This is a genomic window from Arthrobacter sp. B6 (assembly GCF_001663775.1).
GTDB lineage: Bacteria > Actinomycetota > Actinomycetes > Actinomycetales > Micrococcaceae > Arthrobacter.
Map to the genome: position 1 here is coordinate 1,564,266 of NZ_KV467168.1, position 13,033 is coordinate 1,577,298.

Here is a 13,033-nt window from a genome sequence, read left to right on the forward strand (position 1 = left end):
CTTGCTGGAGCGGTGGAAGTCGGCCTCGCTGAGGTCCCAGCTCGTCGCCATCATCATGGCGCTGCTGATTGTTGCGCTGACGGTGACAGGCGCGGGCACGCTGACGCTGCTCCACAGTTATCTCCAGGGCCAGGTGGATGACAAACTCAATGCGGCCGTCGAACTCGCCAGCAAGCAGCGCTCCTTCACCCAACTGCAGGCACCCACGGTCCCCACCGACTATTCCCTCATCCTCTTCACTCCAGGCCAGGAGCCCATTCCCTTCGGCGGCGACGCCGATAACAGGCCGGATATCAGCTCCATTTCTGTCGAGGAAGCGCTGGCCCAGGGCGGCCGCCCCTATCAGGTAAGGGGCACCGACGGTGAAAACTGGCGGGTGGTGGCAGTGACCGTCCTGAATAACGGCCGCAGTGCGGTGGTGGTGGTCGGCCTGCCGCTGCAGGACGTGGATGACGTCCTCAAGCACGCCACCTTGGTGGTTTCCGGAGTGGGCCTGCTGACCCTCCTGTTGGCGTCGCTGATTGCCAGCTGGACGGTTTCACGGTCCTTCCGGCCGCTCGCCCGGGTGGAGAAGACCGCTGCCGCGATCGCCGCCGGCGACCTGTCCCGGCGCGTGGAAGTGGAGAACCCCGGCACCGAGGTCGGCCGGCTTGCCAGTTCCCTGAACGCCATGCTGGCTCACATCGAAACGGCGTTTGCGGCCAGGACAGCCTCCGAGGGCAGGATGCGCCGCTTCGCTGCCGACGCCTCCCACGAACTCCGTACGCCGCTGGTTACCATCAGGGGCTTCTCCGAGCTCTACCGCCACGGCGCCCTCGCCACCGATGAGGATGTGGCTACGGCGATGGGCCGGATCGAAAGCGAAGCCAAACGGATGGGCTCCATGGTGGAGGACCTGCTGCTCCTGGCGCGGCTTGACGAACAAAGGCCCCTCCAGCAGAAGCCCGTTGACCTCCAGCTGATCGCCCATGATGCCGTGGTGGATACGCAGGCCAGCGACCGCACCCGCACCATCTCTCTGACCGGCCTCGACGGCGGCAGCGCGGCTCCCGCCCCCGTCCTCGGCGACGAAGCAAAGCTCCGCCAGGTGGTGGGCAACCTGGTGGGCAACGCCCTGCGTTACACGCCGGAGGGCAGCCCGATCGAACTGGCCGTGGGCGTCAGAACGTCCGACGGCGGGTCCGCCTCCGTGATCGAAGTCCGGGACCACGGTCCCGGCATTTCCGACGACGACGCCTCCAAGGTCTTCGAGCGCTTCTACCGCGCGGATACTTCGCGGACCCGCGAAACGGGCGGCAGCGGTCTTGGCCTGGCCATCGTGGCGGCCATCGTGGGATCACACGGCGGCAGCGTCAGGGTCCAGGCCACCGACGGCGGCGGGGCAACCCTCGTGGTCAGCCTGCCCGTGCGGGACGAGGAAGCCGAAGGACAGAATGGTGGGCAGCGCGGTAGCCATACTGGCGGAGGCAGGATCCGCGAAATGCCAGCAGACGACGTACAGGACCGACGAGACGGCGGAAGCGCCAACGACGGCCGCGTTATCCACATATAGCAACTCACCGTGGCCCTTCCGACGCCCCGCTCCGTAGGCTCAAAGCAGTGGTCCGGAGCCACCGGACCGGACAGCCCGGCTGTCCACCACCCCGAGAGGCAGCAGCCATGAGCATCATTTCCGTCGACACCGAACTCCTCCAGCTTAAGTCAGCCAACGTCAAGGCGACCGTGGACCGAATCAGCGCCGATGTCCAGACCATGAAGCGCGGCCTGGACGAACTCCAGTCCACGTGGCGGGGTTCGGCGGCCACCAACTTCCAGGCGCTGATAACCGAATGGACCCTCACCCAGGGCAAGGTGGAAGCCTCTCTCGCATCAATCAACCTTGCCCTGGCGTCGGCCGCGGCCACCTACGCCCAGGCCGAACAGGGCAACACCCAGCGTTTCAGCTGACGATGCCGCTCACAGGCGGAGGCCACAACTCCTGCACCGTGTGGTGCGCACAGATTCCGCTTCGGGCCGGCTTGATGCCTGCTTTCAGGCTTCGGGGGTGCCCTGGTGGAACCGGAGCCGCCACCGGCCGTTATCGAGGACCCACAACGAGCTGCGCAGAATCGTGCCAGAGCGCGCGTAGCTCCGGTACGTCAGCAGGACCGCACTGGTGCCGATGCGGTCCGCGCCAAGGATTTCCAGTTCGGTCCGCTCACCGGGATCCTCCTCCAACGCCATCATCATGGCGTCGCGGGTCCAGACCCTCCCCGAGCTCCCGATCTCCATAAAGTCGGGGTGCAGCAGGACTCCGGTGCGGCCGATGTCGCCACGAACCTCCGGGCCCACGAGTTCACGTTCGAGGGCCTCCACGATCTCCTCCGGCGACTTTTCCGCAGCACCGGGCCCGGCAAGGGGGTTCTCCTCCAGCACGCTGAACAGATCCGGGCCGCTGAAAAGGTCAGGTCCGCCGAAGCCTTCAGCTGCACCATAGATCCGGGACCCAGGAGCCGCGTCAGCGGCTCTTGCTGCGCTGGAGGGTTGGGCAGCCACGGGCGCAGGGGCAGAAGCCGGCGCAGCGGCTCCAGGATGGCCCGGGGCGCCGGGGAACCCCGGACCTGAGCGGGCAGCAACGCCCTGCTGGTAAGCAGTAGCGGCGGCCCTGGCGCGTTCATCGGCGGCCTCGTTGAGGTCATGGCCTGCGTGCCCCTTGACCCATTCGAACGTGTATTTCCGGCCGGAGAGTTCCCTGTCCAGTTCCTTCAGCAGTTCCACATTCAGGACAGGCTTGCCATCCGCCTTCCGCCATCCCTTGCGCTTCCAGCCGGGCATCCATTTGGTGATCGAGTTGATCACGTACTGGCTGTCGCACAGGACCCTCAGGTCTTCACCGGGAACATGCGCTGTGGCACGGAACAGGTCCAGCACGGCCATCAGCTCGCCCTGGTTATTGGTGCCATGAGGCCACCCCCCGGCCCGCCAGCAGTCATCGTTCACGTACCAGGCCCAGCCGGCCGGGCCGGGATTTCCTAAGGCCGAACCGTCGGCCGCTGCAGTAATCGTCACGGAACCATCCTGCCAGACGGGCGCCGACAACTAATCCGGCCCGTCTCCGGGAAACCGCCTACCAAAAACCTGGTCCGCGTCCTCGCGGTCCAAGCATCCGGAGGCGGCCGCAACCTTTATCAACTACTTGGCCAACAGCCCGGCGGCGGGCGCCATCCTTATGACAGACCGCGGAGTGCCCGGCAACTCTGAGATCGTCGAGAGCATCGCGTCCAGCCTTAAGCCCGCGGACATTACCGTAGTGGCCTTCCTGAAGGACATCGCGCCTGCCATCAAGATGCCCCTCCCGTTCCGCCCGTGGGTGCAGGCAGCGTCCAGAGCGTCATCAAGCGATTCACCGACGAGGTCTTGGACGACCGGTTGACTCCCCAGGCAGCCGCCGAGGCCTTCAAGAAGGAAGTCGAAGGAATGCTGGCAACGGCCCGCAAATAGGCCCCCCTTTGAGTTTTTGTCCAGATAAGGTGACTTCCCACCCGGGAAAGTCCCCTTATCTGGACAAAAACTCGCCCGAAAAGCCAGCGCACAAAAATGCGGCCCCCTCCAGTGAAGGGGGCCGCATTATGGTTTGCGGAACAGGTTCCGGCAGGTGGGGCTAGAAGCCGCCCATACCGCCCATGTCGTCGCCGCCACCCATGGCCGGAGCGTTCTTCTCCGGCTTGTCGGCCACTACAGCCTCGGTGGTGAGGAACAGACCGGCGATGGAGGCCGCGTTCTGCAGTGCAGAGCGGGTCACCTTGACGGGGTCGTTGATGCCGGCAGCGAGCAGGTCGACGTATTCGCCGGTTGCCGCGTTCAGGCCATGGCCTGCGGGCAGGCCGCGGACCTTGTCGACAACAACGCCCGGCTCGAGGCCTGCGTTGAAGGCGATCTGCTTCAGCGGGGCGTCGATGGCAACGCGGACGATGTTGGCGCCCGTTGCTTCGTCACCCGTGAGGGTCAGGTTCGCGAACGCCTTGGCACCGGCCTGGATCAGCGCAACGCCACCACCGGCGACGATGCCTTCTTCAACTGCAGCCTTTGCGTTGCGGACAGCGTCCTCAATGCGGTGCTTGCGTTCCTTGAGCTCAACCTCGGTTGCGGCGCCGGCCTTGATGACTGCAACGCCGCCGGCCAGCTTGGCCAGACGTTCCTGCAGCTTCTCGCGGTCGTAGTCGGAATCGGAGTTTTCGATCTCGGCACGGATCTGGGAAACGCGGCCAGCGATCTGGTCGGCGTCGCCGGCACCTTCAACGATGGTGGTTTCGTCCTTGGTGACAACAACCTTGCGGGCGCGTCCCAGGAGTTCCAGGCCAGCGGTCTCCAGCTTGAGGCCCACTTCCTCGGCGATGACCTGGCCGCCGGTCAGCACGGCGATGTCGGCCAGCTGCGCCTTGCGGCGGTCTCCGAAGCCCGGAGCCTTGACGGCGACGGACTTGAAGGTGCCACGGATCTTGTTGACGATCAGGGTGGCCAGGGCCTCGCCCTCGATGTCCTCGGCGATGATCAGCAGCGGCTTGTTGGACTGCATGACCTTTTCCAGGACAGCAACCAGTTCCTTGACGTTGGAGATCTTGGAGTTGACGATCAGGATGTACGGGTCCTCAAGAACCGTTTCCTGGCGATCGGTGTCGGTGACGAAGTACGCGGAGATGTAACCCTTGTCGAAGCGCATGCCTTCGGTGAGTTCCAGCTCCAGGCCGAAGGTGTTGGACTCCTCTACGGTGATAACACCTTCCTTGCCAACCTTGTCCAGGGCCTCGGCAATGAGGGCGCCAATTTCGTCGTCGCCGGCGGAGATGGAGGCCGTGGCGGCGATCTCTTCCTTGGTTTCGATTTCCTTGGCCGAAGCAAGCAGCTCCACCGTGACGGCTTCTACAGCCTTCTCGATGCCGCGCTTGAGGGACAGCGGGTCGGCGCCGGCCGCGACGTTGCGCAGGCCTTCCTTGACCAGTGCCTGGGCCAGCACGGTGGCTGTGGTGGTTCCGTCGCCGGCGACGTCATCCGTCTTCTTGGCAACTTCCTTGACCAGCTCGGCGCCGATCTTCTCGTAAGGATCGTCCAGCTCGATCTCCTTGGCGATGGAAACACCATCGTTGGTGATCGTGGGGGCGCCCCACTTCTTTTCGAGGACGACGTTGCGTCCACGCGGGCCGAGGGTGACCTTAACGGCGTCGGCGAGGATGTTCAGGCCCCGCTCAAGGCCGCGGCGTGCCTCTTCATCAAATGCAATGATCTTGGCCATAACGGCAGTAGTCCTTTCGGGACAGACGTTAAGAATGAACCCACTGCAGTGCCCGCGACGGACGATCCTTCACCCTCGGCCTCTGTACGCCTAAGGTTCCGGATCTCACTCCAGCAAGTATTTCTTTCGCTCCTCGACCGGCGCCTGGGCCACGGGACCGGCCTGGGCCGGGCGTCGCTTTAGCAGTCGGTACGTAAGAGTGCTAAGTCAATAATTAGCACTCCATGGGTGAGAGTGCAAGCGAATAGTCCCGGAATACGCCGCTGCGGGCCTGAGTTCGCTCCCGGCGATCAGCCCGCGGCCCGCCCCGAGGATTCACGCCCGCTGAGCTTGGCCATGTTGTCTTCTCCGTAGGTGAACACCATGAAGTTCGCAGAGGTGACGTCACCGTTTGCGTCGAAGTTGATCGGACCGGACTGCCCGTCGTAATTAGCGGTGGATCCGGTCCTGAGGGATGACACACAATCCTTATAAGTGCTGCAGGGGACGGCAGCCCGCTTAGCCTCCGAGCCTGGGGCCGTGCCGCCCGAGACGGCAATCAGGTTTGCAGCTATTGACCGTCCGCCGTCGTCGTCCGCTGCCGCGGCCGCCAGGACAGCAAGCGTCACGGCGTCGAACGTCTCGGCAGCGAAGGAGAGGTCCTTCAGCTGCGAATCGACCGCAAGCAGGCGGGCCTGGAAGTCCGCGGAAGGGAAGACGCCGGGCACCACTGCCCGTGCGCCGTCGAGGGCCTTGGACCCCAGTCCGGAACCAAACTGGCCAAACGCGCCGTCACTGAGGATGATTTTGCCGCCGGACAGTCCAGCGTTATTCAGCTCGGCTATGGCCCCTTGGGCGCCTTCCCTGGCAATAAGCACCACGGCGTCCGGCGCTCCCTTCGAGGCCGAAGTGGCGGCTTGTTGCGCTTCGCCGGGCTCGAAAGCTGACGTACTGGTGGTGTCGAGGCCGGCGCCGGCGGCCGCAGTAGCCACGGCCGCGGAGACATCCTTGCCGTAGCTGCTGTCCTGGTGAACGATCGCCAGGTTCTTCGCGCCCTTGTCTTTGGCGAGTTTCACGAGCACAGAAGCCTGTGCGACGTCGGCCGCTGCGGTCCGGAAGTAATAGCCACCGCTTTTGTAGTTGCTCAGCCCGGCCGCAGAATTCGCCGGCGAGATGAGCGGAATCCTTGCGGCGGAGAGGACGTCGATGGCTGAGGCAGCGTGGCTCGAATCCGTGGGTCCGATCACAACGTCCGCCTTGGCCGCGACCAACGCCGTGGCCTGCGCTTCGGAATCGCCGGCAGACCGGGGCAGCAGCTCAACGGCCTTGCCCTTGTGGCCGCCGGTCGTGTTGATTTCCCGCACGGCAAGTTGGGCCGCGGCAAGTTGTGAGTCGCTGAGGAATTCCTGCGCTCCGGTGCTGTCCAGGATCAGGCCCACGCGGAGTGTTCCGTCGCCGGAGGCTTCAACCGAGTCCAGCCGGGCATTTCCCGCTGCCCCGCCGCAGCCGGCGAGCGCAAGCAGGAGAGCCGCCGTTGCGGGTACGCGGACAAATGCAGGGCGGAAACTCACGGACTTCACTCGGCCGGCCGGACGCTTTCTGCCTGCGGGCCCTTCTCGCCTTCGCCGATTTCCAGCTCCACCCGCTGTCCCTCGTCGAGTGCGCGGTAACCCTCGCCGAGAATGGCGGACCAATGAACAAAGACGTCGTCACCCGAGCCGTCCACGGTAATGAACCCGTAGCCCTTTTCAGCGTTGAACCACTTAACGGTTCCCAGTGCCATGATGCCCACTCTTTCAGTAGCGTCCGTAAGGCCCACGCCACTGTGTGCCGCTTGTTACGAACCGAAGCCTGAAATCACTCTAGCCAATGGTCCCCGGGCGAGCCGAGGCGCAGGGCCGCATCCGCCTTCAATAGTTATTCAGGTGTAACCCGGATGCTTATTGGAAACCTGGCCCCAGCACCACAACCAGCGGCACCTGGAATTCGGCGCTGTTGACCATCGTCGGAATGTTCAGGAGTTCAGAGAGGGCCTCGGCGTTGGCCTGCTGGGCCACGCCTGCGTAGAAGATCACTGACGTCTGCTGGGGTGCGCCGCCCCAGTTTCCGACCTGTCCCAGCGTCCAGCCGTCCGCCTGGACTATTGAACTGACCCTGCCCGCCAGGCCAGGTGTCCCTGCCGCGTTGTAGACCGCCAGGCCCTGGGATTTGTTCACCGCGGCAGTGGCGGGTGATTCGCTCGGTTCAGCTTCAAGGTCCTGGGAGGGTTCGGCACTGGCGGAGGGCTCCACACTCACGGAAGGCTCCGCGCTGGCGGACGGTTCAGCGCTGGGGGAAGGATCCGCGGCCGCGTTCGACTGGGCTGGCGACTCAAGGCTGGCGGAGGCCTGGCTGCCGGCCTGGGTGAATCCCAGCTGCGGAAGGATCAGGAAGGAAACCAGGCCGACGGCGAGGGCAACAGCACCCACGGCCAGGAGGGGCCACAGGCGGGGCCTGGACGGCGCCGACGCTGCACGGTGGACACCCTGGCGGGAAACGGTCTCCGGAACCCTGTCGAATTCATCCCGAGCATATTTGGTCATGATGGAGAGACATCCTTGTTGATTGCTGCTGATGGCTCAGCACGAGCGTGGTTACGCGTCCGAACCCAGACGGCGTGCAGTACGGGCCCGCTGTCGCGACGTACGTAGTCTACGCAATCGCTTAACGAGCATCGGGTCGTGCGCGAGCGCATCCTCGGTGTCGATCAGCGCATTGAGAAGCTGGTAGTAGTGGGTAGCGGACAGCTCGAAGAGCTCCCTGATGGCCTGTTCCTTGGCCCCGGCATACTTCCACCACTGCCGCTCCAGGGCGAGCATCTGCTGCTCACGCTCGCTCAGCGGCGAGTCGCGGGGCGAAAAGTCAGCCAGCAGCGAGCCACGCTCTTCGGGCTCCGGCAAGTGTTCCCGAGCTGGTTCCGCCACGGCACACTCCTTCGCTGGATAAGGGTAAAAGTCTCACCCCCATGCTACGGACGAATAACAGTGTTGTCATTTACGCCGCGTTACGCGGGCAAAGGATCAACGCGAGTGCTGGGACAATGGGTGCGTGTTTGATTCGGAGCCCCTGTTTGAGCTGGAGCCGGAAGAGGCGGAGGCTGTCGGCTTTGCCGACATGGCCAACCTGCCGCTCGGCCAGCTGATGGCCGCTGACTGGGCTGCCGCACTGGCCCGGGTGGAAGAGGATCTGCGGGCCGTCCTGCGGTTCCTGGCCGACGAGGTCGCGGCCGGGCACCAGGTGCTGCCGTCGCCGTCGAACGTCCTCCGCGCGTTCCGCCGGCCGCTGGCGGACGTCAAAGTACTGATTGTCGGGCAGGACCCGTATCCAACGCCGGGGCACGCCGTCGGCCTGTCCTTCGCGGTGGCTCCGCGGACCCGGCCCATCCCACGCAGCCTTGCCAACATCTACAAGGAACTCGAAGCCGACCTGGGAGTCCCCGCACGCGTGCACGGGGACCTGACCGCCTGGGCTGAACAGGGGGTGCTGCTCCTGAACCGCGTTATGAGCGTGCGGGCGGGCGCCGCGGGTTCCCACCGTGGGAAGGGCTGGGAGAAAATTACGACGGCGGCAGTCACCGCCGTGGCCGGGCGGCGGAAGCCGGACGGCAGCAGGTTTCCGCTGGTGGCCGTGTTGTGGGGCAAGGACGCAGAAGCCGTCCGCCCCCTCTTGCCGGGCGCCGCGGTGGTGTCCAGCGCGCACCCAAGCCCGCTGTCGGCGTCGCGCGGTTTCTTTGGCTCCCGGCCTTTCAGTCAGGCCAACGCGCTTCTCGAGGAGCAGGGAAGCCCTGGCGTAACCTGGGAACTTCCCCCAACGCCTTAGCTTAGGCTTGCCTTATGAGCACAGTTCCCGCCGCCACCAGCGCCACCAAGAAGACCCGCCCACAGGTCAATCTCGCCGTGATCCGCCGCGAACAGCTGTCGCCGCACATGGTCAGGATCGTTGCCGGCGGCGACGGCTTCGCCGATTACGTCAACAATGACTTTGTTGACCGCTACGTGAAGATCGTGTTTCCCCAGTCCGGTGTCGATTACGCCCGGCCGCTGGACCTGTGGACCATCCGGGAGACAATGCCCCGGGAGCAGTGGCCCTTCACACGGACCTACACCGTCCGGTGGGTGGACCCCGTGGCACGGGAACTGGCCATCGATTTCGTGATCCACGGAGATGAGGGACTGGCCGGCCCGTGGGCTGCATCGGCCCAGCCCGGCGACCCGCTGACCTTCACCGGTCCAGGCGGCGCCTACAACCCCGCGCCCGACGCCGACTGGTACCTTTTTGCCGGCGATGAGGCAGCCCTGCCAGCCATCGCCGCCTCGCTGGAGTCGCTGCCGCCGGAGGCGAAGGGCGTCGCCTTCCTCGAGGTGGACAGCGACGCCGACATCCAGCCTGTCGCAGCCCCGGCCGGCGTGGAGCTCACCTGGCTCCGGCGCAACGGCGTTCCCGCGGGCACCGGCGATCTGCTGGTGTCGGCCGTCGCGAACGCCGACTGGCCTGCCGCCGGCAAGATCGACGTCTTTGCCCACGGCGAGCGCGGCTACATGAAGGGCCTGCGCGACGTGTTTTTTGTCCAGAAGGGCCTCGACCGCAAGAACGTGTCGCTGTCCGGTTATTGGGCCGCGGGGAGGGTCGAGGACGACTTCCAAGCCGAGAAGAAGCTGCCCGTAGGGCAAATCTGACCGGCAAATCTGGCCGGGCAAATCTGACCGGGCAAATCCGACCGGGCAAATCCGACCGGGCAAATCCAGGTAGCAGCAGGTGTCGTTCTGGGCGATCATAACGACACTTACTGCTACCCACTTGGGAGGGTTACCGCCTCCGGGCGCGCCTGCGCTCGTTGCTTGCCAGGCTGCGGGTCAGCGGCCTCGCGATGGTATCGCCCAGGACGATCCCGCCGGCGGCGCCCAGGACGATCGCACCCGCGTTGAGCATGCCCCCAGCGCCCAGGAGGATCTCCGACTCCTCGATGGTCAGCACATACATCGAGCGGAAGATGGTCAGGCCCGGCAGCAGGATCAGCGTTGCCGGAACGGCGACCACCAGCTGCGGTGCACCCATCTTCAGGGCCACTACCCGCGCCAGCAGGCCGATCACGACGGCAGACAGCGCCGGGGAGAACCTGTCGCCGATACCCAGCGAGCTGGATCCCAGCAGCACCAGGTACCCGGCCACCCCCACGGCGGCAGTGGGGAGGAGCAACTTCCACGTGGTTTGTTCCGTTACGGCGATGGCCATCACGGCGACGGCTATGAAGATCACCAGCACCCATAGGTCGTAGGCGGGGCTGAAAGTTTCCGTAACGTCGATCTCGGGCATTCCCGTCCGGGAACCCACCACGAACGCGACGGCGATGCCGGCCACGAGGGCACCGAAGGTCAGCAGGGTGGACAGGAACCGACCGGCGGCTGTCACCGGGAAGCCGTTGATCGCATCCTGCACGGAGGAGACCAGGCGACCGGTGGGCAGGAGCAGCAGGATGCCTCCCACCACCACAATGGCCGGCGCCGAGGTGAGGTTGAACTGCCACAGGAGCAGTGCCACAAAGGTCACCACAAACGAACATGTCGCCGTGGCAAAGAAGTCGGGCACGCGCCAGCGGCCCAGCTGGCGCGCCAGCAGGCTCACGCCGATGTTGACCACAAAGGCGATGGCTGAGGAGACGGGACCGCCACCCAGGACGCCAACAAAGGCTGCTGCAAAAATGCCGAAGGCCACGGTCACCATCCAACGCGGGAAGGGCTTGGGGCTGGTGATGGCCTCATCGAGGCGGCGGATGGCCTCATCCCGGCCCACTCCCCCGGCCACGATGTCCGTGACCAGCTGGTGGACCTTGGCCAGCCCGGCGTAGTTGTTGGTCCAGGACCGCACCACCCGCAGCAGGGCAATGGGGGTCTGGTCCTTGGGTGCGTAGTTGATACCCACCGACTGGTTGGTGATGTCCACTTCGATGTTCTTGAGCCCCAGTGCGGCCGTCACCGCGATGATGCTGGTCTCCACTTCGAGCGCACCGGCGCCGTACCGGAACATGGTCTCCGCGAGGTGCAGGGCGAAGTCCAGGGTTTTGCGTGCGGACGTGTCGACGCCGCCCACCTGGATCATCGGGTTGGCGTAGGGGCTCCCGGCCAGCCGGTCCACGATGCTCAGCGGCGCCGTCGGCGGGGTTTCGCTTTGGACCAGGCGCCGCAGCATCCTTTTGGCGGCGACGTTCTGGCGGATCTGGGAAGGCGAGAGCGGCTCGGTCCTGGGCAGACCGTCCGTGTGCGGCCTCTTCCGGGGATCCTCGGGTCGATCAGTCACGCTGGTCCTCCTCCCGGGGGTGAATCATGGTGTTCAGGCAGTGTTATCGGTTGCTCCAGCAGAAGCCTGGCGTTTCAGCGGCAGCCTGCCCAGCAGGGTGCGGGCGGCTGCGACCGCTGCGCGGGCCACACGGTTGGTCTGGAACACCACTGGCCGCACGGGCATGACGAAGTCTCCCAGCAGCTGGACCACCTCACCGCCGAACCCCTTCTTGAAGGCATAACCGCCGTGGCCTTCCTCGTCCTGCCCCTCGATCCCGAAGGTGCCGTAGAAGTTATAGCGTTTGTAGCCCTTTTCCAGCGCGTGGAGCATCATGCCCCAATACAGGGAGGTGGCACCGTTGAAGTAGATGTAGTCCTGCTTGGTGCCGCCGATGACGCAGACCAACTCGTCTCCGAAGCAGACAAAATGGATGGCAGCAACGGTTGCCACCCCCACGGAATCGGGGAACCGTTCTATGTCCTTGAGGCTGCGCTCGTAGCTGTCCACGAGGTCCTGAACCACCTTGAGGCGGTTGGCTTTCTTTTTGCTGCCCGTCTCTTCCACCTCGCGGCGCAGTTCGGCCGCTGTCGCGGACTCGGACTCAAGGCGTTCAGTGATGGATTTGCGGTATGCGGGGATGTCGATCTTGGCCATCATGAGCTTGGTGAACTCGGACGAGGTGGTCCGCAGCAGTTGCTCGTAGTATTCGCGTTCGCGGTAGATGAAGCCCTTTTCATCGCCTGCCGTGCTCAGGGCGCCATAGAACTCGTCCAGGGTTTCCAGCGTGGCCTGTTCCAGGAAGACGCCGTTCTTCTCAGCCTTCCGGATGGCTTTCCGCGTCCGGTAGCTGGTGCCCATGATGAGCTCTTCGGAGTCGTTGATGCCCTCAAGGGTCTTGATGAACATCCAGTTCACGTTGGCGAAATTCATGTCCGAGCCCTGGTGTGCGAATCCGAGCCCGGCGAGCCTGGCCACCAGCGGGCGGTTGTCCGTGATCTCAGGGTGTTCAGCGCCGTCCTCGTCGCGGGCAATAAAGGGAAGGTTAGGGGAAATCCGCAGCTCAGCCGCCTTGCGGTCCGTTGCCCTTGCCTTGAGGAGTTCGACGACGTCGCGCACCAGGGGGGCGTCCGTGTAGTCCATGAGCGGCCCCTTGGCACACTCGCACACCGTGTAGCCCCAGCGGTTCGTGGTGTAGTTCAGTTTGCCGGCGGCCACGAGTTCGCCGTTGCGCCGGACGCCGAACAGCTCCACTGCCTGCCCCCGGGCGCGCTGGAAGCGCGCGAAGTCGGCGGACTGGATGAAGTTGTTCTGCGGATGGGTGACGGAGAAGGCCTCGAAGTCGGCGTCGCTGAGGACAGCGAACTCGAGCTCGGTCGCGGCCTTGGTTGAATTCACGAAAAAAGTTCCTCACCTGTGGATGTGCTGCCGGATGGTGGCAGCGCTGACCTGTTGTGGACGGGGTGTGTGGTG

Annotated in this window: 13 protein-coding genes; 5 read left to right on the forward strand and 8 right to left on the reverse strand. The window is 64.9% G+C overall.

Annotation, left to right across the window (positions count from 1 at the left end; genetic code table 11):
- Position 1 precedes the first annotated feature (1 nt).
- Both AU175_RS06750 and AU175_RS06755 read left to right on the forward strand, forming a co-directional pair.
- Positions 2-1,552, forward strand: a complete 1,551-nt coding sequence (locus tag AU175_RS06750) for a sensor histidine kinase (protein WP_066286907.1) — start codon at positions 2-4, stop codon at positions 1,550-1,552.
- A gap of 107 nt (positions 1,553-1,659) precedes the next feature.
- The gene (locus AU175_RS06755; RefSeq protein ID WP_066286910.1) at positions 1,660-1,947 is read left to right on the forward strand and encodes a WXG100 family type VII secretion target; all 288 of its coding nucleotides are present in this window, start codon (positions 1,660-1,662) and stop codon (positions 1,945-1,947) included.
- A gap of 84 nt (positions 1,948-2,031) precedes the next feature.
- On the opposite strand, the gene AU175_RS06760 is transcribed toward AU175_RS06755, so the two are convergent.
- Complete coding sequence (locus AU175_RS06760) at positions 2,032-3,048, reverse strand: ribonuclease HI family protein (protein ID WP_066286912.1); 1,017 nt, start codon at positions 3,046-3,048, stop codon at positions 2,032-2,034.
- A gap of 297 nt (positions 3,049-3,345) precedes the next feature.
- Here AU175_RS06760 and AU175_RS22545 point away from each other — a divergent pair, with 297 nt between their 5' ends.
- Positions 3,346-3,480, forward strand: coding sequence for a hypothetical protein (locus AU175_RS22545; RefSeq protein WP_269449475.1), 135 nt, complete (start codon positions 3,346-3,348; stop codon positions 3,478-3,480).
- Positions 3,481-3,640: 160 nt separating this feature from the next.
- On the opposite strand, the gene groL is transcribed toward AU175_RS22545, so the two are convergent.
- The 5 genes from groL to AU175_RS06785 form a co-directional block, all read right to left on the reverse strand.
- Complete coding sequence (gene groL / locus AU175_RS06765) at positions 3,641-5,269, reverse strand: chaperonin GroEL (protein WP_066286914.1); 1,629 nt, start codon at positions 5,267-5,269, stop codon at positions 3,641-3,643.
- A gap of 290 nt (positions 5,270-5,559) precedes the next feature.
- On the reverse strand, positions 5,560-6,819 hold the full coding sequence (locus AU175_RS06770) for an ABC transporter substrate-binding protein (RefSeq protein ID WP_156642214.1): 1,260 nt from the start codon (positions 6,817-6,819) through the stop codon (positions 5,560-5,562).
- Positions 6,820-6,824: 5 nt separating this feature from the next.
- On the reverse strand, positions 6,825-7,031 hold the full coding sequence (locus AU175_RS06775) for a cold-shock protein (protein WP_156642215.1): 207 nt from the start codon (positions 7,029-7,031) through the stop codon (positions 6,825-6,827).
- A gap of 157 nt (positions 7,032-7,188) precedes the next feature.
- The gene (locus AU175_RS06780) at positions 7,189-7,830 is read right to left on the reverse strand and encodes a LytR C-terminal domain-containing protein (RefSeq protein WP_066286920.1); all 642 of its coding nucleotides are present in this window, start codon (positions 7,828-7,830) and stop codon (positions 7,189-7,191) included.
- A gap of 51 nt (positions 7,831-7,881) precedes the next feature.
- Positions 7,882-8,211 (reverse strand): DUF3263 domain-containing protein, encoded by a 330-nt coding sequence (locus AU175_RS06785; RefSeq protein ID WP_066286922.1) that lies wholly within the window; start codon positions 8,209-8,211, stop codon positions 7,882-7,884.
- Positions 8,212-8,335: 124 nt separating this feature from the next.
- Between AU175_RS06785 and AU175_RS06790 the strand changes: the two genes are divergently transcribed.
- Together AU175_RS06790 and AU175_RS06795 are read left to right on the forward strand one after the other, a co-directional pair.
- Positions 8,336-9,106 carry a uracil-DNA glycosylase gene (locus tag AU175_RS06790; RefSeq protein ID WP_066286925.1) on the forward strand — a complete coding sequence of 257 codons (771 nt, stop codon included), beginning with the start codon at positions 8,336-8,338 and terminating at the stop codon, positions 9,104-9,106.
- 14 nt (positions 9,107-9,120) lie between these two features.
- Entirely contained in the window at positions 9,121-9,963 is an 843-nt protein-coding gene (locus tag AU175_RS06795) for a siderophore-interacting protein (protein WP_066286926.1), read from the forward strand.
- A 130-nt stretch (positions 9,964-10,093) separates the two neighbouring features.
- Here AU175_RS06795 and AU175_RS06800 read toward each other — a convergent pair whose 3' ends face one another.
- Both AU175_RS06800 and AU175_RS06805 read right to left on the reverse strand, forming a co-directional pair.
- Entirely contained in the window at positions 10,094-11,581 is a 1,488-nt protein-coding gene (locus AU175_RS06800; protein ID WP_066286928.1) for a threonine/serine ThrE exporter family protein, read from the reverse strand.
- Positions 11,582-11,614: 33 nt separating this feature from the next.
- On the reverse strand, positions 11,615-12,958 hold the full coding sequence (locus AU175_RS06805) for a peptidoglycan bridge formation glycyltransferase FemA/FemB family protein (RefSeq protein ID WP_066286930.1): 1,344 nt from the start codon (positions 12,956-12,958) through the stop codon (positions 11,615-11,617).
- Positions 12,959-13,033: the final 75 nt, after the last annotated feature.

Bases quoted from the DNA above. Each gene is read 5' to 3' on its own strand.
- groL (WP_066286914.1), bottom strand. From the start codon at position 5,269: ATGGCCAAGATCATTGCATTTGATGAAGAGGCACGCCGCGGCCTTGAG.
- AU175_RS06775 (WP_156642215.1), bottom strand. From the start codon at position 7,031: ATGGCACTGGGAACCGTTAAGTGGTTCAACGCTGAAAAGGGCTACGGG.
- AU175_RS06780 (WP_066286920.1), bottom strand. From the start codon at position 7,830: ATGACCAAATATGCTCGGGATGAATTCGACAGGGTTCCGGAGACCGTT.
- AU175_RS06755 (WP_066286910.1), top strand. From the start codon at position 1,660: ATGAGCATCATTTCCGTCGACACCGAACTCCTCCAGCTTAAGTCAGCC.
- AU175_RS06795 (WP_066286926.1), top strand. From the start codon at position 9,121: ATGAGCACAGTTCCCGCCGCCACCAGCGCCACCAAGAAGACCCGCCCA.